Annotated in this window: 19 protein-coding genes; 10 read left to right on the plus strand and 9 right to left on the minus strand. The window is 67.0% G+C overall.

Features of this window, described 5'->3' with window-relative positions; all coding sequences use genetic code 11:
- Positions 1 to 12 precede the first annotated feature (12 nt).
- The 9 genes from ACWEOW_RS09775 (at position 13) to ACWEOW_RS09815 (ending at position 8,851) form a co-directional block, all read left to right on the plus strand.
- Complete coding sequence (locus ACWEOW_RS09775) at positions 13 to 1,425, plus strand: aldehyde dehydrogenase family protein (protein WP_452268995.1); 1,413 nt, start codon at positions 13 to 15, stop codon at positions 1,423 to 1,425.
- Positions 1,422 to 2,609, plus strand: a complete 1,188-nt coding sequence (locus ACWEOW_RS09780; RefSeq protein WP_452268996.1) for a CaiB/BaiF CoA transferase family protein — start codon at positions 1,422 to 1,424, stop codon at positions 2,607 to 2,609. The genes ACWEOW_RS09775 and ACWEOW_RS09780 overlap by 4 nt, the downstream gene beginning before the upstream one ends.
- Before the next feature lie 16 nt (positions 2,610 to 2,625).
- Positions 2,626 to 3,390 (plus strand): enoyl-CoA hydratase/isomerase family protein, encoded by a 765-nt coding sequence (locus ACWEOW_RS09785; RefSeq protein ID WP_452268997.1) that lies wholly within the window; start codon positions 2,626 to 2,628, stop codon positions 3,388 to 3,390.
- 182 nt (positions 3,391 to 3,572) lie between these two features.
- Positions 3,573 to 4,751: a lipid-transfer protein gene (locus tag ACWEOW_RS09790; RefSeq protein WP_452268998.1), complete on the plus strand. Its 1,179-nt coding sequence runs from the start codon at positions 3,573 to 3,575 to the stop codon at positions 4,749 to 4,751.
- Positions 4,752 to 4,754: 3 nt separating this feature from the next.
- On the plus strand, positions 4,755 to 5,213 hold the full coding sequence (locus tag ACWEOW_RS09795) for a MaoC family dehydratase N-terminal domain-containing protein (RefSeq protein ID WP_452268999.1): 459 nt from the start codon (positions 4,755 to 4,757) through the stop codon (positions 5,211 to 5,213).
- A complete protein-coding gene (locus ACWEOW_RS09800) occupies positions 5,210 to 5,608 on the plus strand; it encodes a MaoC/PaaZ C-terminal domain-containing protein (RefSeq protein ID WP_452269000.1) in 399 nt (132 codons plus the stop codon). Before ACWEOW_RS09795 ends, ACWEOW_RS09800 begins: the two co-directional genes overlap by 4 nt.
- Before the next feature lie 63 nt (positions 5,609 to 5,671).
- Complete coding sequence (locus ACWEOW_RS09805; RefSeq protein WP_452269001.1) at positions 5,672 to 6,502, plus strand: SDR family NAD(P)-dependent oxidoreductase; 831 nt, start codon at positions 5,672 to 5,674, stop codon at positions 6,500 to 6,502.
- Positions 6,503 to 6,510: 8 nt separating this feature from the next.
- Positions 6,511 to 7,656 (plus strand): acyl-CoA dehydrogenase family protein, encoded by a 1,146-nt coding sequence (locus ACWEOW_RS09810; protein ID WP_452269002.1) that lies wholly within the window; start codon positions 6,511 to 6,513, stop codon positions 7,654 to 7,656.
- 34 nt (positions 7,657 to 7,690) lie between these two features.
- A complete protein-coding gene (locus ACWEOW_RS09815) occupies positions 7,691 to 8,851 on the plus strand; it encodes a TetR/AcrR family transcriptional regulator (protein WP_452269003.1) in 1,161 nt (386 codons plus the stop codon).
- A 108-nt stretch (positions 8,852 to 8,959) separates the two neighbouring features.
- On the opposite strand, the gene ACWEOW_RS09820 is transcribed toward ACWEOW_RS09815, so the two are convergent.
- Together ACWEOW_RS09820 and ACWEOW_RS09825 are read right to left on the minus strand one after the other, a co-directional pair.
- Positions 8,960 to 10,087: a hypothetical protein gene (locus ACWEOW_RS09820; RefSeq protein ID WP_452269004.1), complete on the minus strand. Its 1,128-nt coding sequence runs from the start codon at positions 10,085 to 10,087 to the stop codon at positions 8,960 to 8,962.
- A 24-nt stretch (positions 10,088 to 10,111) separates the two neighbouring features.
- Positions 10,112 to 11,296, minus strand: coding sequence for a phosphotransferase (locus tag ACWEOW_RS09825; RefSeq protein WP_452269005.1), 1,185 nt, complete (start codon positions 11,294 to 11,296; stop codon positions 10,112 to 10,114).
- Between the two features lie 128 nt (positions 11,297 to 11,424).
- On the opposite strand from ACWEOW_RS09825, the gene ACWEOW_RS09830 reads away from it, so the two are divergent.
- On the plus strand, positions 11,425 to 12,678 hold the full coding sequence (locus ACWEOW_RS09830) for a PucR family transcriptional regulator (protein WP_452269006.1): 1,254 nt from the start codon (positions 11,425 to 11,427) through the stop codon (positions 12,676 to 12,678).
- 72 nt (positions 12,679 to 12,750) lie between these two features.
- On the opposite strand, the gene phaZ (ACWEOW_RS09835) is transcribed toward ACWEOW_RS09830, so the two are convergent.
- The 7 genes from phaZ (ACWEOW_RS09835) to ACWEOW_RS09865 form a co-directional block, all read right to left on the minus strand.
- A complete protein-coding gene (phaZ, locus tag ACWEOW_RS09835) occupies positions 12,751 to 13,560 on the minus strand; it encodes a poly(3-hydroxyalkanoate) depolymerase (RefSeq protein WP_452269007.1) in 810 nt (269 codons plus the stop codon).
- Between the two features lie 66 nt (positions 13,561 to 13,626).
- Entirely contained in the window at positions 13,627 to 15,195 is a 1,569-nt protein-coding gene (locus ACWEOW_RS09840) for a fatty acyl-CoA synthetase (RefSeq protein ID WP_452269008.1), read from the minus strand.
- A 60-nt stretch (positions 15,196 to 15,255) separates the two neighbouring features.
- Positions 15,256 to 16,515, minus strand: a complete 1,260-nt coding sequence (gene phaZ, locus ACWEOW_RS09845) for a polyhydroxyalkanoate depolymerase (protein ID WP_452269009.1) — start codon at positions 16,513 to 16,515, stop codon at positions 15,256 to 15,258.
- Positions 16,516 to 16,582: 67 nt separating this feature from the next.
- The gene (locus ACWEOW_RS09850) at positions 16,583 to 18,253 is read right to left on the minus strand and encodes a PHA/PHB synthase family protein (RefSeq protein WP_452269010.1); all 1,671 of its coding nucleotides are present in this window, start codon (positions 18,251 to 18,253) and stop codon (positions 16,583 to 16,585) included.
- 34 nt (positions 18,254 to 18,287) lie between these two features.
- On the minus strand, positions 18,288 to 19,520 hold the full coding sequence (locus ACWEOW_RS09855; RefSeq protein ID WP_452269011.1) for a CaiB/BaiF CoA transferase family protein: 1,233 nt from the start codon (positions 19,518 to 19,520) through the stop codon (positions 18,288 to 18,290).
- Complete coding sequence (locus ACWEOW_RS09860; protein WP_452269012.1) at positions 19,517 to 20,497, minus strand: CoA transferase; 981 nt, start codon at positions 20,495 to 20,497, stop codon at positions 19,517 to 19,519. The genes ACWEOW_RS09855 and ACWEOW_RS09860 overlap by 4 nt, the downstream gene beginning before the upstream one ends.
- Positions 20,497 to 21,993, minus strand: a complete 1,497-nt coding sequence (locus ACWEOW_RS09865) for a CoA transferase (RefSeq protein WP_452269013.1) — start codon at positions 21,991 to 21,993, stop codon at positions 20,497 to 20,499. Before ACWEOW_RS09865 ends, ACWEOW_RS09860 begins: the two co-directional genes overlap by 1 nt.
- Position 21,994: the final 1 nt, after the last annotated feature.

Below are 21,994 nucleotides of genomic sequence, written 5' to 3' on the forward strand. Positions count from 1 at the left end.
GGAGCTCCTCGCATGACCTACGGAAACTGGATCGACGGACGCGACATCCCGGCAGCCGGAGGCGCGACCATCGCCTCGACCGACCCTGCCGACGGATCGCTGGTGACCCACATCGCCCGGAGCGACGAGCGAGACGTGGTACGGGCGGTCGACGCGGCGGCCGCAGCGGCATCCGCGTGGCGTCGCATGCGCCCCATCGAACGTGGCCGCCTGCTCATGGCACTCAGTCGGGCCGTCACCGAGCACAGCGGTCGCCTCGCAGAGCTGGAGAGCCGTGAGACCGGCAAGCCCAGATGGCAGTCCCCCATGGAGATCGCCGGTGCAGCCGCCTACTTCGAGTTCTACGGCGGGCTCGTCAACGCAGTGCACGGCGAGACGATCGACCTCGGGCCGGGACACCACTGCTTCACCCGGCGCGAGCCGTTCGGCGTCATCGGCATCATCACCCCCTGGAACGCGCCCCTGAACCAGGTCGCTCGAGCAGCGGCGCCAGCGCTCGCGGTGGGCAACACGGTCGTCATCAAGCCGTCAGAGTTCACCTCAGCGACCGCGCTGGAGCTGGCCCGGCTCAGTGCCGAGGTCGGCTTCCCGGCGGGCGTGCTGAACGTGGTGACCGGGACCGGTGACGAGGCGGGCGAGGCGCTCGTCCGTGATGGGCGAGTGCGCAAGCTCGCCTTCACCGGCTCGCCCCGGGCGGGCCGTGCGATCGGGCGGATCGCGGCTGACCGGATCCTGCCGCTCACTCTTGAGCTCGGCGGCAAGTCGGCCAACATCGTCTTCGCCGATGCCGACCTCGATGCAGCTGCCGAGACGACGGTCACGTCCTTCACCCTGAACACCGGGCAGGTGTGCAGCGCAGGCACGCGCCTGCTGGTGCAGGCCGACATCCACGACGCGCTGGTCGAGCGAATCGTTGCCGTCGTCGAGGCCCGCATCGCCGACCCGACCCGTGCCTTCGGGCCCCTCACGACCCCTGCCCAACAGCAGAAAGTGGCCGACTACCTGAGCATCGGGGCCGACGAAGGCGCCGTCGCCGCAACCGGAGGTGTCGGTGCTGGAGATGGCAGACCCGGGCACGCTCCCGTGACGGTCTTCACCAGCGTCGACAACTCCATGCGGATCGCGCGCGAGGAGATCTTCGGACCGGTCCTGTCGGTGATCCCGTTCGAGGACGAGGAGGCCGCCATCTCGATCGCGAACGACTCGGCATACGGCCTCGCCGCCGGAGTCTGGACGCGGGACATCTCCCGGGCTCTCCGCGTCAGCGACGCCCTCGAAGCCGGGCAGGTCTACGTCAACACCTGGCTCGCGGCCGCCATCGAGACACCGTTCGGCGGTTACAAGGAGAGCGGATACGGGCGGGAGAAGGGCGTCGAGGCGTTGCACCACTACACGCAGCTCAAGTGCGTGACGGTCGCGCTATGAACGGGCAAGGGCCGCTGGCCGGCCTGCGCGTGGTCGACCTCACTCATGCCCTGGCCGGGCCCTACTGCACCATGATGCTGGCTGACCTGGGTGCTGATGTCCTCAAGATCGAGTCCACGCACGGCGACCTCTCCCGCGCGGTTGGACCCTTCGTGGCCGACGCGCCGCAGCTGCCAAGCGGGTACTTCCAGTCGATCAACAGGGGCAAGCGGAGCGTGGTGCTCGACCTCAAGCGCGCCGCCGATGTCGACATCCTGCTCAACCTGACCTCCGAAGCCGACGTTCTGGTCGAGAACTTCAGCGCCGGGGTGATGGAGCGCCTCGGGCTGAGCTACGAACATCTGAGGGAGCGCAACCCAGCACTCGTCTACGCAACCCTCCGTGGATTCGGCGACCCAGCGTTCGGCGACAGCCCGTACGCCAACTGGCCGGCGATGGACGTCGTCATCCAGGCGATGGCCGGCCCCATGAGCATCACCGGGACCGAGGACGGCACTCCCATCAAGATGGGGCCCGGGGTAGCGGACATCTTCCCAGGGCTCATGCTCAGCCTCGGGATCGTCAGCGGGGTGCTCGCGGCCCGCGCGACCGGGCAGGGACAGCATGTCGACGTCGCGATGTACGACGCCGTGCTGTCACTGTGCGAGCGGCTCGTCTACCAGCACTCCATGACCGGAGAGGTGCCAGGTCCCGAGGGCAACAAACACCCCTTGCTGTGCCCGTTCGACGTCCTGCGCGCTCGGGACGGATGGGTCAGCATCGCGGCCCCGACGCAGCCGCGTTGGCGCCAGCTCTGTGCGGCGCTCGGCCTGGACGACCTGGTCGACGACCCTCGTTTCGCAACCAACGTCGCCAGGGTGGCGAACCGTGACGAGCTCCGCGGTCACCTCGAGGCCTGGACAACCCAGCGGGATCGCACGACGATCGTCGCGGAGCTGGGCGGGACCGTGCCGATCGGGCCAGTGAGCACGATCGCCGACATCATGACCGACGAACACGTCGCACGCCGCAACATGCTCGTCGAGATGCAGGACCGTGACGGCAGGCCGACCGGCGTCACGGTGGCCGGGCAGCCACTGAAGTTCAGTGCGACACCTGCGGCCGCGGCGCCGTACGCACCCGTGCTCGACGAGGATGGGGACGCAGTCCGCGAGACCTTCGGCACCGGCGCATGGGGTAGATGAGAAGCGTGGTTCTGATATGACCGACCCTGTCACGTACCGCATTACCGGCGACGGTGTCGCCCACGTGGAGCTCAACCGTCCCGAGGCCGCGAACGCGGTCGACCTCACCACGGCCCGTGCGCTGCGCGAAGCGGTGGAAAGCGCGGGCCACGCCGAGGCGGCATACGCCGTCCTCCTGACCGGAGCGGGAAAACGCTTCTGCGCCGGCGGGGACCTTGCCGCCATGGCGGCCGCCGCTGAACCCATCCACTGCGTCGAGACACTCGCGCTCGAGGCCGACGCGGCCGCCCGCGCGCTCGCCGACCTCGACAAGCCGGTCGTCGCCGCGGTGCACGGCGCCGTCGCCGGTGCCGGACTCGCGCTGATGCTCAGCTGCGACTACATCGTCTCCGCGGCCGACACGAAGTTCGTCTTTGCATACCCCAGCGTCGGCCTGACCCCAGACTGCGGCGTCTCGTACCTGCTCCCCCGCGCGATCGGCCAGCAACGCGCCCTCCAGTTCGCGCTCAGCGACGCTCCCCTCGCCGCCGAGCAGGCACTCGCGTGGGGCCTGGTCACCGAAGTCGTGGACAACGCGCAAGCACGCGCTCACGAAGTCGCGGCAGCCTTGGCACGGGGACCATGGCGGGCATTCGGCCAGACACGCTCACTCCTGCGCCGTTCCTGGGAGACCGACCGCGAGACGACAGGCCGGGTCGAAGCGCAGACCATCTCCGAGAGGCTGGGCGGCTCCGAGGCCCAGCAACTGGTCGCGCGGTTCGTGGCCGCGTCGAGTCGGTAGGGGTGAACCCGCTCCGATGAAGGCGCCGCGCTGTCGTGTTCCTCGCCCACCTGGATGTAGGTTCAGGCGAAATTGTGAATGTCCCGACGTGTGGCCTCTATCACACGATCCGCCGGATCCTGTTGTGAGATAACGATCTGCGTAAAGCTAAGTGAAGAAACATTCGCTTCTGGAGGACAGGTATGACCAAGGTACAGGTCGCTGGCGTGGGCATGGTGCCCTTCGCCACGCCGAGCAAGACCCAGCCCTACGACGCGATGGCCGGTGAGGCGATCCGAGCGGCGCTCGCCGACGCGGGTGTGAGGCTGGAGCACGTACAGCAGGCGTATGCCGGCTACGTGTACGGCGACTCCACGAGCGGTCAGAAGGCGCTGTACGGCGTGGGGATGACCGGCATCCCCGTCATCAACGTGAACAACAACTGCTCGACAGGGTCGTCAGCGCTCTGGTTGGCCCGCCAGGCTGTAGCCAGCGGCGCGGCGGACTGCGTCCTCGCGTTCGGCTTCGAGCAGATGGAGCGCGGCGCGCTAGCGATGAAATGGGCCGACCGGCCAAGTCCCTTCGTGGACTTCATGGAGGTTGCCGAGCGCGCCCAAGGCCACAGCGAGTCACCGTTCGCTGCTCAGCTGTTCGGTGGCGCCGGCGCGGCCTACGCCGACCGGTACGGCACCAAGCCCGAGACGTTCGCGCAGATCGCGGTCAAGTCCCGCAGACATGCGGCGCACAACCCGTATGCCGTGTTCCGCGACCCGGTCACAGTCGAGGAGGTGCTGGCCTCCCCCCAGATCTTCGGGCCGCTTACCCGGCTGCAGTGCTGCCCGCCAACCTGCGGCGCCGCGGCCGCCGTGGTTACCAGCGAGGACTTCGCTCGCCGGCATGGGCTGCGCACCGAGGTCGCGATCGCCGCGCAGGCGATGACCACCGACACCCCGTCCAGCTTCGACGGCGACCTGCCCCGCCTCGTCGGCTACGACATGGCCAAGAGCGCGGCGGCACAGGTCTACGAGGCGGCCGGCGTCGACCCTCAGGACATCCGGGTCGTCGAGCTGCACGACTGCTTCACCGCGAACGAGCTCCTCAGCTACGAGGCATTGGGCCTCACACCCGAGGGCACCGCCGAGAAGTTCATCGCCGACGGCGACAACACCTACGGCGGCCGGGTCGTCACCAACCCCTCCGGCGGGCTGCTGTCCAAGGGCCACCCGCTGGGGGCCACCGGGCTCGCGCAGTGCGCCGAGCTCACGTGGCAGCTGAGGGGCGAAGCCGGTCACCGGCAGGTCGAGGACGTCTCCCTGGCTCTCCAGCACAACATCGGGCTCGGCGGGGCCGCCGTCGTGACGCTGTACGAGAAGGTGGGCTGAGCGATGGCAATCGATCCCGGCGCGGCTCTGGCGCTCGAGTTCGACCCGCTCGTGGTCGAGGTCGAACGCGGCCGACTCCGCTTCTTCGCCAAGGCGATCGGCGAGACCGATCCCGTCCACCTCGACGTCGCCGTAGCCCGTGCTGCCGGCCACCCGGACCTCCCGGTCCCCCCGACGTTCTTCTTCAGCCTGGGGCTGGAGGCACCTGACCCATTCGGCTACCTAGACCACCTCGGGGTCGACCTGCGGTACGTCCTGCACGGTGAGCAGTCCTTTACCTACCACCGGCCGGCGTACGCCGGCGACGTGCTCACGCTGACCGACGCGATCGTGGACGTGTACGTCAAGCGCGGCGGCGCGCTGGAGTTCGTCGTGAAGCAGACCAACATCACCCGCGCCGGGGAAGCCGTCGCCGAGATGCGATCCGTGATCGTCGTACGCAACCCGGAGGTGGCCCAGTGAACGTCGCTGACATCACGGTCGGCACGCAGCTCCCAGTGCTGGAGCTCGAGCCGATCTCCCGCACCACCCTCGCGCTGTTCGCGGGCGCCAGCGGCGACCACAACCCGATCCACATCGACCTCGACGTGGCTCGCTCCGCAGGCTTCGACGACGTGTTCGCGCACGGGATGCTGTCGATGGCCTACCTCGGACGCCTTCTCACCCGTTGGGTCCCGCAGGAGCGGATCAAGACCTACTCCGTGCGGTTCGCCGCCATGACCCCCGTCCACGGCGAGCCCACCTGCACCGGCAAGGTCGTAGCCATCGACGACGGGCAGGCAACCTTGGAGCTCGCGGTGACCCTCGCCGACGGCACCACCACCCTGGTCGGTGACGCCGTCGTCACCCTCGACTGACCGACGACTCTACGTACCACGCGAAATCCACGGCGTTCTACGCGAAACGACAAGGACCACATCATGGGGAAGCTCGACGGAAAGGTAGCGCTGGTCACCGGATCCGGCCGCGGCATCGGCCGCGAGATCGCGCTCAAGCTCGCCGGTGACGGAGCTGCGGTCGTGGTCAACGACCTCGATGACGCACCCGCGAAGGAAACCGTCGCCGAGATCGAGGCACTCGGCGGCCAAGCCGTCGCCTGCCCTGGCAGCGTCACGGACGAGGACTTCGCGCAGCGCTTCGTGCAGACCGCGGTGGACACGTTCGGCGGCATCGACATCATCGTCAACAACGCCGGCTACACCTGGGACTCGGTCGTCCAGAAGATGACCGACGAGCAGTGGGACGCGATCCTCGACGTCCACCTCAAGGCTCCGTTTCGGATCTTGCGCGCCGCCCAACCCGTCATTGCGGACGCGGTCAAGCGGGCCAAGGCTGCCGGCGAGCCGGTGCCCTGCCGCAAGGTCGTCAACATTTCGTCCATCGCCGGACTCGGCGGCAACGCCGGGCAGGCCAACTACGCCGCCGCCAAGGCCGGCGTCACCGGACTCACCAAAACTCTGGCCAAGGAGTGGGGCCGCTACAACGTCACCGTCAATACCGTCGCGTTCGGCCTGATCAAGACGCGGCTCACGGAGGCGCCCGCCGACAAGGACAGCACGATCGACGTGAAGGGCCGCGAGATCAAGGTCGGGGTGAATCCCCAGCTGCTGCAGGCGATGGAAGCCATGATCCCGCTCGGCCGGGGTGGCACCCCGGCCGAGGCGGCCGGGGCGGTCTACCTGTTCTGCATCCCCGAGTCCGACTACGTCAGCGCGCAGACCCTGGTCTGCGGCGGCGGCTTCAAGATCTGAGCCCACCGATGGAACGCAACATCTTCGACTCGGAGCACGACGCGTACCGAGGCAGCGTGCGCGCGTTCTTGGCCAAGCAGGTGGTGCCCCACTATGACGAGTGGGACCGGGCCGGGATCGTGCCCCGGAGCCTGTTCACCGGCGCCGCACAGCTCGGCGCCTTCGCGGCGGTTCCCGAGGAGTACGGCGGCGCGGGCGTGAACGACTTCCGATTCAACGCGGTCCTGCAGGAAGAGGCTACGAACGCCGCGGTCGGGCCGGCGATGCTCGGGCCGGTGCTCCAGGCCGACGTCTGCATGCCCTACCTGCTGGAGCTCACCAACGACGAGCAGAAGGTGCGATGGCTTCCGCGCGTGGCCAGCGGCGAGCTGATCACTGCGATCGCGATGACCGAGCCCGGGACCGGATCGGACCTCTCCGGCATCCGGACCAGGGCGGTGCGCGACGGCGACCACTACGTCCTCAACGGCGCCAAGACCTTCATCACCAACGGCATCAACGCCGATCTGGTGATCACCGCGGTCCGCACGAGCGACCACCCGCACCGGGGCCTGAGCCTCATCGTCGTCGAGCGGGACACCCCCGGCTTCGAACGCGGCCGCAACCTCGAGAAGGTCGGCATGCACATCCAGGACACCGCCGAGCTGTCCTTCCTCGACGCCCGAGTCCCCGTCGCAAACCTGCTCGGTGAGGAGGGAACCGGTTTCTTCGGTCTCACCCACAACCTCCCTCAGGAGCGGCTTTCCATCGCGGCATACGGCATCGCACATGCCAGCGCCGCTCTGCGCTGGACCATGGACTACGTCCGCGAGCGCAAGGCATTCGGCAAGCCCATCGGGGCCCTGCAGGCCACCCGGTTCCGGCTCGCGGAGCTCGTCACCGAGGTGGAGATCACCCAGCAGTACGTCGACCGCTGCATCCTCGAGCTGAACGCCGGCCGGCTGTCGGCGGTCGACGCGGCCAAGGCCAAGCTGTGGGCCACCGAGCTGCAGGGCCGGGTCGTCGACGCCTGCGTCCAGCTCCACGGCGGCTACGGCTACATGCTCGAATACCCCATAACCCGAGCGTTCGTCGACGCCCGGATCACCCGAATCTATGGCGGCACCAGCGAGATCATGAAGGAGATCGTCGGCAGGTCACTGGACCTCGGCTGACACATGAGCCAACTCCAGGGGGCGAGCAGTGACGGTGGTCCAACGACCGACCCGGGCGAGGCGGCCCGCCAACCGACGCGCTCTGATCCTGGCTGCGGCCACGAACCTGTTCGCCGAACACGGCTTCGAGCACGTCAGCATCGGCCAGGTAGCCGAAGCGGTCGAGGTAGGCCCCTCTGCGCTCTACCGTCACGTCAGCGGCAAGGAGCAGCTGCTCGCCGATGTCATCGCCGACGTCGCGGACCGGTTCATCGAGCTGCTCACCTCCCAGGCCGACTCCCCCGACCTGCTCCTCGCCGTGGCGACGTTCGCGCTCGACCACAGGACCATCGGTGTGCTGTGGCAACGCGAAGCCCGTCACCTGCCGCCCGAGTCACACGACGAGGCAAGGGCGCGCATGCGCGAGGCTCAGGCCCGCTTCGGCGACGCCCTGACCGCGGTCTATCCCGCGCTGAGGCCGGTGAACGCAGACGCGGTGTCCGCAGCAGTTCTCGCGGTGGTCCTCAGCCCCTCCTTCCACCGAGTGCAGCTGCCTCGGCCGGCATACGACGTGCTGGTGGCCGACCTCGCCGAACGAGTCGTGAAAGCTGACCTCCCCGGACCCGACGCGCCCCGAAGGCCCGCCGAGCGCTCCGGCCTGACCCGGGCATCCAAGCGCGAGCAGGTGCTGCGCGCAGCGCTGCGGCTCTTCGCCGAACGCAGCTACGCCAGCGTCAGCATGGAGGACGTCGCGGCTTCGGTCGGCATGGCCGCCTCTAGCCTCTACAACCACTTCCCCAGCAAGCTCGACATGCTGTCGAGCGGCGTGCACCGGGCCAACGGGTACGTCCAGCTGAGTCTCGATGACACGCTCGCCGCGGCGCAGGATCCGAAGACGGCCCTGCGTGGGCTGGTCGCGTCGTACACCAGGTATGCCCTGGCCCACCCCGATCTCGTCGACGTACTCATCAGCGAGGTCCGCAACCTACCTTCCGAAGAGGCGTCAGTGCTCATCCAGGCACAGCGTGACTTCGTCGATGAGTGGGTGCACCTCCACCGCCAGCTGCACCCGGAGCTGCAACCGGCCGCCTCTCGCATCGTGGTCTTGGCTGCGCTCACCGTGTCAAACGACCTCGCGCGAACACCGGGCGTCAGCTCGCGCGCATCTGCCGAGGCGATCATCAGTGCCCTGGCGCGGCAGGTCCTCAACGTCTGAGCGCTACCGCGTGGGCCCACCACCCCGACATCGTCGGCTGACGCCCAGAGACCAGCCGATCATCAAAGCGCTCGACCTTCGGATCGGGAGGGGAGGCCCAGGATCGACTCAGCTGATCGCCGGCCCCGATCCCGCGCCATCCAATGCAGAGGTGAATCCACCGGGCGCATATGGGCCGAACACAATCTGCTCGAGCACACCCATGCCCTTCTTGTCCCCCCAGGTCGCCCGCACAACTTGCTGGATGTGAATGCAGTCGGGTCGGAGAACGTCGAGATCGGCGATGGGCGTTTCCTCGCCCCCGACAGCCAGCTCGTCGCGCCAGACCCCGTGGGCCCATTCCGGGTGAAAATAGCCAACACCCTTCATCCGGAACCGAAGAACGGGTTCGAGCTCGACGGTCGACGGCTCTCCCGACCGTCCGATCAGTTCGAGGCTGGCGGCGTCGGCGCGCCGTAAGCCCGGCGCCCACTGCAGATGGTGTTTCACCTCAGCCACGTGCTCGATTCTCGACTGGTCGCACACCGACCCCTGGGTGTCGATGATCGGCAGGATGGCCGCCGTTTGCGCCCATGACCGCCCCGCGGCGTCCTCATGGACCATGTAGTGAAGCGCGACATCGTCGAAGTTGATCGGCGCCCACATGAAGAACAGTTGGTCGGCACCCGGCTCCGGAGCGCCCGACCAGGTCGAGCCGACCGGTCGAACGCCCCAGGACCGATCCTTGGTTCCGTAGACCGTCTTGCCATCGAGGTCAATGCAGGTGCCCCTGCTAGAGAGAGTGCCGCTCCATCGCACCATCTGGGTCGCCCGGGTCGCATCCCAGGCGCGACGGGTTCCCTCGTTGCGCTGAGTGCGCTCCTCCTCGATGGCCGGCGTGCGGGCGTGGGCGGTGAGCACCGCGGACAACCCCTGCTCCGGCGCGTCGACAGTGATTCGGCTGACTCGAAGGGGTTCGACGACCTCTACGGTGATCGGACCGATCCGCGTCGCAGTACGGTCGAGGGGCAGTCGTCCCGAGGCGAAGACCGAGCGCTGGACCCCATCAGCGACGACACTGAAGGCCGCGTCGATCACTCCGCGGTTCGGGTAGATGCCCAGCGCTAGTGCGAAGTAGAAGTCCTCGTTGTAGCCATTGAACCAGAAGCGGTCGTACTGGTTCGGGTGGCCAGCGCCCGCGTGCGCGAGCGGCTCGGAGGTTTGATGGATCGGGTAGTCGTCGAACGGAATCAGCATCGTGCGCTCCTACGTGGCAATGGCTCAGGCATGCGGAAGCAGGCCGAGGGCATCGAGGTCGTAGATCTGCGCACTGACCCTCTCGACCCAGGTGCGGAACATCTCGTCTCCGCGCTCCGTACGCTGGACGAGCGCCGCGGGGTACGTCGCCATGAAATAGCCGAGGAAGGCGCTGTGCCGGTATGCCGCCCAGCAATCGTCGAACGAATAGCCCGTCACACCATTGTCCAGCAGTCCGGCGTGGTACCGACGCACGAGGGACTCCTCGTGGTCTCGGCGGAGCTGGGTCGGGAGGCAACCGCCGATCATGTATGCGATGTCGACGGGGCCTGGCGCCGGCAGGAGGGTCTGCCAGTCGACAATGCCGACCGCCTCCGCTCCGCCGCAGATGTCGAAGAGCATGTTGTCGAGTCGGTAGTCACCGTGTGTGACCGTCCACGGCTTGGGCTGCTCAGCGAACCACTGCCCGATGGCCGGAGCGAATCGACGCCCGATGTCGAGGACCGCTTCGCCCACATGTGGACCGAATTCGCCTGCGTACTTCTCGAACAGCGCTGGATACGACTCCGCAACGTGCGGAATCCACGTGCCGCGAACATTCCAGTCGGCCTGCTCCAGGGAATCGTCGGCCCACCGGGGCGCGTGAAGCCCCACGGCCGCGTCGACGATGGCCTGAGCCTGAGCGAGCGTACAGCCCGCGATGTGGTCTCCCACCTCGGCCGGGCCCAGATCCTCGAGGACGAGTACGAAGTTCCCTGATCCGTCGAGCGCAAGGTGGGTGCATTCTGGAGCACGCACGTTGAGGCCACGTGCAAGGTCGCCGTAGAACGTGGTCTCGCGCTGGTACAAGGCCTCGCCCAACGCCATTTCCCGATAGGCGGGTTCCGGAGACGGGAACTTGCACACGACGCTGCCCGGAGCCTTCTCAGCGGGCCCCGCGTACGTAAGTTCGTAGCGAATGCTCTCGCAGATCAGGCCTGCCCCGACGGCCGCGCTGGTGATGGAGGCGACGGATGTGTTCTCGTCCAGAACTCCCGACTGCCGGAGCACGGTAGTGAACCACTCGGAGTTCACGTCAGACGGTGAGGCGGGGACATCTGAGGATCGTGACGGGGCGCTGGCGCCATTGCCAATGTCGTTCATGCGCGGACTTTCTCTTCGTGACGGACTGACGTTTCGAGTCTGGTCAGGCGGCCGGAGGTCGACCATGACCGAACGGCAAGCGTTCAGGGGCGCCGGGTGCTCCGGACGGCGAAAGAGTAAAGGCGTTACCGGCCCACCTAGGTCCGGCTATCCTGATTGCGGAGGATCCTTATCCCATCGAGACAGGACGAGCGATGGACGCAACCACCACCGAGAAGATGGGGGCGATTGCCAGGGACCTTCTGCCACGGACCGACCAGATCGCCGATGAGGTGACCGAGCATCTACTGCGCGAGGTGCCCCAACTGACTCCGAACAGCTCCGGCGAAGAGGTCGAGCTGGTCCAGCAGAGCACCCGTCAGAACACAGGGGCATTCCTCGCGACCTTGGGTTTCGGCATTACCGCCAGCAGCATGGAGCCGCCTCACGCCACGGTGGAATTGCTCAACGCCATCCTTCGAGCGGGAGGCTCAGCCACAGACCTGATGCGCGGCTACCGAGTGGGCCACGATCAGGTCTGGCGTCTGTGGAGTGCCGAAGTACGGTCTCGTTGCGAGCCAGCAGAGGCGCTCGAGATTCTCGAGGCCTCCTCCGCCCATCTCTTCACCTTTGTCGACCGCGCGTGCATCGAGGTCCTGGCGCACGCGAAGGCGTCCCCGAGCGACACCGATCGGAATAGCCCGACAGAACCGGAGGCCACACCCTTGGCCTTCTCGGGGAAGTACGCAGATCCCGTACGGGAATCACATTCCTTGGGCCATGCAATCAACGACGTCCACGTCGCCATCGTCGGAATTCCCCTCTGGCCCGCAACGTCGGCCCGTCCGGAGTTGCAGCGAGTCATCCGCGCCGCGGGTGCAGCGGCGGCGCTGGTAACGTCCGGCGAGGACGGCGCGTGGAGCGCTTGGCTGAGGTGGATGGGCAACCCCACGGCAGAGGCTCTCGACCGGATCGCCTCGATGACAGTCGACGGTGTGTTGATCGGGATGGGCGAGCCGCTACGTGGCCAGGAAGGCTTTGTTCGCAGCCACGAACAGGCTGCGGCGGCGCTCGCGCTGGGCCGGCTCGCAGACGACCTGGTCGCCACGATCATCAGGCATCGAGATGTCGAGCTGGCGGCGCTGCTTTGCGCCGACCCGTCGTCCGCCACACACCTCTGCGAGGACCGCCTGGGCACCCTGTTGGATCGCGACGACACCAGCGCACGCCTGCGGGCTACGGTCCGTTCGGTTCTGCGGCACGGACAGAATCGAGCCAAGGCTGCAGCGGAGCTCCACATTCACCACAAGACGGTCGCCTACCGCATCGCCCAGGCCGAGGAGCGTCTCGGACGTTCGCTGGCGTCTGACACAGTCGCGATCGAAGCAGCCTTGATCATCGATGAGGTGCTCCATCCACACGTTGACGCCGTCGATCGAGGACGTGCTCAGGTGCGTGGTCGCGATTGAGGCCGCGAGTCGCGGGACCGCGCCGCAGGGGAGCCAGGGAGCACTAGCTCTCCGATACGGCTGCGCGGCCCATCAGGGGCCGGACTGCAGGAACTGCGCAACGACTGGTGCAAGCTCTTCGGCCTCGGTGACCAGTCCGAGATGTCCGTCGTTGTACGTGTGCAGAGTTGCGTTCGGCATGAGACGCCTCATGATGAACGCGTTCTGCAAAGGGATGAGCGGGTCGTCCTCCCCCGCGAGGAGCAACGTCGGTTGGCGAATCATCGGCAGAAGCGGCAGGGTTGCCCATCCGAGGCAGGCCAACATCTGAAGCAGGTAACCGCGACCGGGACCGACGGGCGATCCGTCGAAGAGCAGACGCTTGACTAACGGCGGCTCGTTGCGCAACCGGCCCCCATAGATCTCGTGCGCGACCGAGGCAGCGTAGTCAGGGTCGAGATGGCGGCGCGGCGTCATCATCTTCAGAAGAACACGCGGTGGGGCTGGAACCATGGTCAGTCCAGTTGCGGTGCTCACCAGCACAAGTCGACGACACCTGCGTGGGTTCTGCCAGGCGAACTGCTGCGCCAGTCCCCCGCCCCAGGAAATCCCCAGGACGTCTGTCTCTCGGTATCCGAGGCGGTCGACGACCTTTCCCAGCCAATAGGCGAGGGTGCCGAAGGTGTAGGGGACGGGCGGCATCGGCGACCCGCCTACGCCAGGAACATCAAAACGGACGGCCTCGATCGCAGGGTCGAGAGCATCGACGAACGGTTGCAGGAGCTCGAGACTCGCGCCGATCCCGTTGCACAACAACAGAGGTCTGGTCGAACCGTTCCCGGGTCGGACCGAAACTCGCACCTGCTGCCCGAGAACCCTCAGCTCGCTCAGCTCGTCGGTCATGCCGCGAGCACAGCAGCTTCAGCGGCATTCCTCGGGCGTGGGCCGGTCTGCGCGCCCGAAGGCGACCTACTCGCCAGGAAACTCACGTGCAAACCTCTCGCGAAGCTCTCTCTTGAGGATCTTGCCGCTGGGGTTCTTGGGCAGCGCGTCGACGATCAGGACCCGCTTGGGAGTCTTGAACCCCGCCAGCTGTTCCCGAGCGCGTCCAATCAGGCTCTCTGGTGACAGGTGTGCGCCGGGCTTCGGCACGACAGCGGCAGCCACAGCCTCGATCCACAGCGGGTCCGGGACGCCGAAGACGGCGACCTCGGCCACGCCCTCCAACGTGTAGATGACCTCCTCGACCTCGCGACTGGCAACGTTCTCGCCGCCGGTCTTGATCATGTCTTTGACCCGATCGACCACACGCAGCACACCGTCCTCATCGAAGACACCGAGATCGCCGGAGTGGAACCATCCACCACGGAAGGCCTCGCCGGTCCTGTCAGGGTCGTTGTAGTAGCCCTGCATGGCATGCGGGCCGCGATGCACGATCTCCCCCACCTTGCCGGCAGGGAGCGGCCTGGCCTCGGCGTCGACGATCATGGTCTCGACATTGATCGCGGGACGGCCGGCCGCACCCGCATACGCGAGCTGTTCGTGCGGCTTGAGGATCGTGGCCAGGGGCGACATCTCAGTCTGCCCATAGAAGTTCCACAGACGGATCCCGGGTAGCCGTTCGGCGAGCTCGCGAAGGATCTCAGCAGGCATGGCTGATGCTCCGTAGTAGCCCTTGCGGAGGGAGCTGAGGTCCGTCCGCTCGAACTCGGGCGAGCGCAGCAGGGAGATCCAGACAGTCGGTGGTGCGAAGAACTTGGTGACCCGGTGTTGTTCGATCAGTCGGAGCAGGTTGCCCGGCTCGGGCGTGCTCGTGATGATGCTCGAAGCCCCGAGGTACACGTCGGGGCCGAGGAAGCAGTCCAGCTGGGCGCAGTGGTAGAGCGGTAGCGAATGTAGCTCTACGTCGTCGGACTCCATGCCTCCGTCGATCACACAGGTTGCGTACTGCCACAAGAGGGAGCGGCTGGTGAGCAGCACCCCCTTCGGGCGTGACTCGGTTCCGCTGGTGTACATCAGGCGGATCGGGTCGTCGTCGTCCACGAAGACGTCAACCGGCGAGTCGTCGCCGTGGGCTGTCCAGTCGTCGAACGGCTCCCATCCGGCAACCGGCGAACCGATCGCAGCCCGCAGTCTTGTCGAGCCAGCACGCGAAGCGATCGCGGCCTCGGCGACCCCCGTCAGAACGTCCTCGACGACGACCACGTCAGCGCCACTGTGGTCGAGGATGTACGCAACGTCCACTGCGGTGAGCATGAAGTTGATGGGCACCAGTACGAGGCCCAGTCGGGCAGTCGCGAACGAGAGGACTGCGAACTGCCAGTTGTTGTGGGAGAGGATGGCGCAGCGATCCCCCTTGCGAAGGCCCCGGTCCAGCAGGGTGTGGCACGTCCGGTTGACGAGTCCATCGAGATCGGCGAAAGTCAGCCGCACCGCGCCGTCCTGGATGGCCAGCTTGTGGGGGAACCGAGCCGCAGATCTCCTGGTCAGGTCGCCGAGGCCGTGCTGGCGGGCCCGCAGACCCATGGTGTCGTTCACTTGCCCTCCGGTTGTTGTCTGGTGTGGGGTCATCGAGGCCTGGTGCTCATCCGTATGCCGTCAGGGCATCGAGGGAGGCGGTTGGTTCACGAGCACGCTTGTGTCATGGATGAACTCGCGGATAGCCGGATAGATCGAATCCTCGAACGTCGAACCTGCGAACACGCCGTAGTGACCAACGCCTGGTTGCAGGAGATGACGGTGACGCTCGGCGGGGATACCGCTACAGAGCCGGTGTGCGGCCTCGGTCTGCCCAGGCGTGCACAGCTCGTCCATCGCGCCCTCGATCGTGAACAGCGACGACGTGATCCGGGCCGGATCGACCTTGCGCCCGCGCCACTCGAAGTGGCCGTTCGCAAGATCGTTGTCGCGGAAGACGCGCTGCACGGTGTCGAGGTAGAACTCTCCGGCGATATCCAGGACCGCGAAGTACTCGCGGTAGAAGGCGATGGTCTTCCTCGCCCTGTCCACCTCACCGCGCGTTTGGTCTAGGTAGAGGTCGCGGAACTTCGCTGCGTGCCGAAGCGGATCCATCCCCAGGAAACCGCCCAGCTGCATGAAGCCCGGGTAGACCTTCCTGCCTTGACCTGCGAAGGGTGCGGGGACCCGATGCAGAGCCATGCGCTCGAGCACGGCCATCGATGGCCGCTGCGAGAACCGGCCTAGACGGCCGGGGTTGACGCTGGTGTCGACCGGTCCGGCGAGCAGGATGAGGCTGCTTGGCGTCGCTGGGTCTTCTTCGGCCTCGAGCACTGACGCAGCCACAATGCATGCGACGGCGGGCTGACAGATGGCCATGAGGTGGACGCCCGGCCCGATCTCGCGGATGAACTCGATGAGCTGCTCGATGAACTCGTCCAGTCCGAAGGGTCCGGCATCGCGCGGAACATCGCGAGCGTTGTGCCAGTCGACGACGTAGACCTCGTGGTCGGCAGTCATGGCGCTCACGGTCGGGCGGACCAGCGTCGCGAAGTGACCGGCAAGGCCCGGCACGATGAGGACCTTGGGTCGGGCCTGCGAGGCTCGATCACTCCAGGTGAAGCGGAGCAGGGTCGCGAAAGGCGTAGAGACGACCGGCTCCTCCTCGATGGTTCGTTGGGTTTGGTCGTCGTCGTTCGTAGGTGATCTCACGTCGAAGTCGGGCCGGCTATGGGTGATCCGAAGTGCTTCGATCAGGTCCGCTGTTGCCAGGCCCGCCCTCACTGGCAGAGTTCTTGCCAAGGGCGACGGGAGCGAGCGCAGGCCCTCGGTCTGCAGGCGCAGCCCGCGCCGGTAGAGCTCGAGCGCTGCCCGCTGAATCTCATAGGCGTGGTAGAGCATGAACCGTTCCTCTCGTGGGCCCGGTGGGTCGGTCGCGGGTTGCGGAGCGCCGCGCGCTCCGAGCGGGTCAGCTGGCCGGTCGTGCTCTGACGTAGCGTCCCGGGGTGGGCTCGAGAGCAGGGTTCGCGGGAGACCCGATCACCTTGGGCGCGGTCTTCGACACGCCCGTGTGCGGCTCGATCCAGTCGGCCCAGGCTTCCCACCAGCTGCCCTGGTGCTCTGTCGCGGAGACGCGCCACGCGTCCGGGTCGGGACCGGGCTCCCCACCTGTCCAGTAGCGCGCTTTGGGATTGCCCGGGGGGTTCACGAGACTCGCAATATGCCCGGAGTAGCTCAGGACGAAGGTCGTCTCGCCCCCCACCAGCTGCGTCGTCTGGTAGCAGCCTTTCCACGGCGTCAGATGATCGGTGAGGGCACCGGTGACGAAGACCGGGACCGTGATCCTGGCGAGGTCCACAGCACTATTGAGGACCGTTAGTCCTTTTCCGGTCACCAGGCCGTTGTCCCGGAAGATGGAAAGGAAGTCGGCGTGCAGCTTTGACGGAAGGTTCGTACCGTCTGCGTTCCAGGCCAGGATGTCGAACGCCGGCGGCTTGTTGCCGAGGACGTAGTTGTTCACGACGTAGTTGAAGACCAGGTCGTTGGGTCGCATGAGAGTGAAGGCGGCACCCATCTCATGGCTGGTGATGACGCCTCGCCGGCCGGAGCGGCCTTTCACGAAATCGAGCAGACGGTTTTCCTTGAATGCCGAGAGCGGCGCCCGGCGCTCGAAGTCGAGCAACGTCACACCGTACGACATCGAGTGCACACGGTCGTCCCCGGAGGCGGCCATGTGGTTCAAGAGGGCGGTGGTGATCAATCCACCCGCGCAGAACCCGATGAGGTTCGCACTGGTCTGGCCGGTGATCTCCAGCACGGTGTCCAGGACCGTGGACACGCGCACTGCGTAGTCATCCAAACCCCAGTCGCCCTGAGCAGGGCCTGGGTTGCGCCAAGAGATAAGGAAGACCTGGAGTCCTTGACTCGTCGCGAACTCGACGAAACTGCGCCCTGGCCTCAGATCAAGGAAGTAGTAGCGTCCGATCGGCGGTGGAATCACGAGGAGTGGACGGGACTTCACCTTGGCCGTCGAGGGCGAGTACTGGATGAGCTCGGCCATGTCGTCTCGGGCGACCACTGCGCCCGGGGAGACCGCGAGGTCACGGCCTACTTCGAACGTGGTCCTGTCAACGGTGGACGGGAACCAGCCGTTGTGTCGCATGTCGTGGATGAAGTTCGCGGCACCTCGAGCAAGGCTTCCCCCGGCCGTATCGAAGGCGTGTTTCAGGCCGACCGGGTTGGTCAGAATCAGGTTGCTGGGCGACAGCGCGGCGATCGCAATTTCTGCGGCGAAGCGTGCTTGCTCGATCTTTCGAGGATCCGCCTCGGCGGTCTCAAGGTCGTCAAGTAGCCGCTGCACGCCGGCTCCCCCGGCCAGGTAGGCCTGAACAAGCCGACGGAACAAGGGGTTGGTGTCCCAGCCCGGATCACTGAACCGGCGATCTGAGCTGGGTACGACCTGGGACTGCCCGTTGAGGATGCGAAGAACGCCGTTGGGAAGCTGCTTCAGCTCTGCAGCGACGGCAGGTCGCGGCTTGAACACCCCGGCGAGCGCGCGAACACCTTGGCTCAGGCTCGGGACTCCGACTATCTCGCCGCCGGCGATCGCATCGGGATCTGGGTCGATCTGCGCGCTCATGAGCACACCTCCTTCAGACGGGTCCGCATCGTGGTCACCCTGCTTCGTCGGAGTCGGCATGGATCGCCCCTTCCGCCTGCAGTTCGGCGAGCTGCTCGTCGCTCAGCCCGAGTACCTCGGAGAGCACCTCACGCGTGTGCTCGCCGAGCCGCGGAGCGCGTCGATGCACCGCCCCTGGAACCGTGTCCAGCCGGGCGACGTAGCCCCGCTGCACGATCTGTTCCTGGGGGACGGCGACAGGGAACTTCAGGGCGCGCAGCTGGGGATGGTCGAGCACATCTCTCGGTCGAAGCACGGGCGCTGCGGGCACGCCGTTCCTTTGAAGCTCGTGGGCGAGTGCCTCCGCCGGTCGACGTCTGGTCGCCGCTGCGATGGCCGCGTCGATAGCGTCATGACGCCCGTAACGGGTGCCGCTGCCGAACAGCTCCTCGTAGGCCAAGCCGAGGTTGAGAACCCGGCACAGCGACATCCATTGGAGGTCGTCTTGCACACTGATCGCGATCCACTCGTCGTCGGAGCCTGCCGGATAGACGCCCTGTGGGGCGTGCCGCTCGTGGCGGTTGCCCCGTGGCTGACCGACTTTGCCGGTGAGTGAATACTCGACGACTGTCTCGCCGATGCCCGCCGTGACCGCCTCCCGCTGCGGTGCGTCGACATGAATTGCTTGTCCAGTTGAGTTCCTGGCGCGCAGCGCGGCGAGGACCAGTCCGGGCGACGAGACCGAGACCAGCTGGTCGGGGTAGTTCACGTTGTTGCCCGTCCAGACCGGCGGGCTGCCGTCGCCGTACCCGGTCAGGGCCATCGACCCTCCGATCGCTTCGAGGGTCGATCCGAAGGACACATATCCGGACTCGGGGCCGTCGCCGCCCTGAGAGCTGAGCGAGATCAGCACGATGCGCGGGTTCGCGTGCCGCAGCGTCTCGAACCCGATCCCGAGGCGCTCGAGAACGCCGCGCCGGAAGTTCTCCACCACGATGTCGCTGACAGCGACGAGCTCTAGAAAGACCTTGCGGCCCGCGTCGTTCTTCAGATCGATGGACACGCTGCGCTTGCCGCGGTTCGCCGAGGCGAAGGGCGGACTCGCATTCACATCGGACGATCCACCGCCTGCGATCTGCGACCAGTTCCGGAACGGGTCCAGGTAGGTGGTGGACTCGATCTTGATGACATCGGCTCCGAAGTCGGCGAGGACCTGGGAGGTGGCCGCACCGGCTGTGATGATCCCGAGGTCCAGGACGCGCAGGCCGCGCAGTGCCGTCCCGGTCACGATCCTTCTCCTCGGCGTCCTGGCCGCTGACCGTTGAAGGTCACCGGCGCCGCGGGCTGGAGGGCGTCCGCACCCTCGATCTCGATCGGGACCAGGAAGTTCCGTGTGTGGTACTGCTCGGAGTCGATCAGCTGCTCGGCCGTCATCACCGGCCCTGCCGGCACCCCAACAGCCTGAAGAGTCCGGTAGAGCTCACCTTGGGTGCGCCTTGCTGCGATGGTTTCCAGCCGATCCACCAGCTGGGCGGGGTGCTGCAGTCGGCTGGGATGGGAGTCGAACGGCGGGCTGCCAAGCGCGGCATCATCGAGGACGGCCGCCACGCGATCCCAGTCGGCAGCCCGGTAGTAGAAGCCGAAGTAGCCGTCGCTGCACCGGATCACCACCGGGCCAGAGCGCTCACCACGGATGAGCTCGTTACCAGCCTGCACGTAGACGCGGCCCTTCCACTCGATGTAGGCCGCGGCCTCGAGGCGGCTGACGCGAACATGCTGCGGCCCTGGCGCGTTGCCGAGCTCGATCGCCGTCAGTGCGATCTGCGCACCGGTGAAGGCCATCCACCCGGCCGCGTCATCGATCTGATGGCCGCCGAGCGCGAGAGGGGGCCGGTCCGGATCTCCGACAAGGCTCATCAGCCCACTCGAGGCCTGTGCGAGGAAGTCGCTGCCACGCCAGGTGGCCTGCGGTCCGGACTCGCCGAAGTCGCTGATGTGGACCGTCACGCGAGCCTCGTTGCCCTGGGTGCCGAGGGGAATGATGGCCACGTCGATGCGTTCCGGCGGCACCCCCAGCGGGCACTTTGCAGCGTCGGCGTATGCCCGCAGCGACGCAGTCTCGTCGGCAAGGTGGTTTCCGCTGGCCAGAAGGACTTTGGCGCCAAGATCCGCAAAGTGCTTGCCGCAGTATGCAGCCGCGAGGTCGTCGCCGTACTCGACGACCGTCAGGTCGCGCAGCGGTGCACTGATCGACGGGCTCTTCATCACTGGTCTCCCGCCCGACGAACGGACCAGCGCGGCGATGACGAGCCCGGCATCTCGGCCGGGTGGTCCCACCGCAGCGGCACGCCATCGATCCGGAGCGGTGCGGCCAGCCGCCGCGTTGGGGTTCCAGCCAGGTCGAACACGTCCGGCTCGAGCTCCTCATCCGCCCAGGGCAGCGAGAAGCCGGGACCAGCTTGCGTCGCTGCTTCGCTCAGCAGGTGAGAGGTTCGGGCCAGCGAGAGCCGGGTCAGTGATCCCCGCTTCTCCCGTACTCGGCGCGCGAGCCCGAGTATGGCTGCTGCTGCGACCTGGTATCCGGTGCTGAAGTCGAGTGCTTCGACTGGAAGGTGTCGCGGTCGGCTGGCGTCGACGAGATGTCCGAGTGCGTTCAACGGAAGCCGGGCCTCCGGGTCTTCCGATGCCCACTCCGAGACTCGGTGCGCGATTCCCGTGGCGTACTGCACAAGCGTGTCGAAGCCGCGACGGTTGCGCCACGGCCCGGTCCAGCCGTAGGCGTTCATCGCCACGTCGACGAGCCCGGGCCTCAGCGCGGCCCGTTCCTCAGCGGCGAGGCCGATGCGTTCGAGAACGTCGGCACGGTGGCTGGTCACGATGACGTCAGCAGACGCGATGAGGTCGCGGAGCCTGCCGGCGCCTTCTGAGGTCTTCCAGTCGAGGGTGGCCCACCGTTTGCCGAGAGCGAGGTCATTGACCCCCCAGACCTTGAACTCATCGCCATCCGGGTGATCGATTCGAAGGACCTCCGCGCCGAGCGAGGCAAGGAATCGGGTGCCGACCGGCCCAGCAACGACACGAGTGAGGTCGAGGACACGGATCCCGATGAGCGGCCTGCCTGGAGTGGGTAGCCATTCATCGGGGCAGCCCTCGGTGAAGGACGCCGGGGCCTGCGGATCGGTCAGGACGGCGCGACCGGCGGGGTGCTGGGCCCATTCGCCCCGCGAGCGTGCGAGCGACGCCGCCGCACCAGCCGCGATCAGGCGTTCCTCGACGACCTCCCCAGGCAGTGCCGCGACCGCGCTCGCGATCGCCTCCACAGTGTCGGCGCAGTCCAGCGCCTCCAACATCCGCGCCCGCAATGTCGGGAAGGTGGCCTGGACTCGGAGCCAGCGACCGTCCGCGGTCGGGAACTCGGCCATCCACTTCGAGTGGACCCCGTGCCGACCGGCACCGGCCAGCGGGCGGCTCGGAGCGAGCGGAAAGTCGAACCAGACCGCCGCCTGTCGGCGGTCGATCGTGACCGGCGGGCGTGGCTTGCGAGCCGCCGCGTAGAGCTCGGCAACGGCCGCGCCGCACAGGGCGAAGGACGCTGCCGCAAGGTCGACAACAGGAAACGGCGAGGACAGCTCACCAGGACCGACGAACGTGATGTCGGTCAGTGCCTGGGGCGGACCGTCCAACTGCGCCCACAGGTCAGCTGCCAGCCGCTGGCTGGAGGTGAAACCTGCGCGGCTCAGCTCAGCCTGCTGCGTTGTCACG

Source organism: Monashia sp. NPDC004114 (genome assembly GCF_053603855.1).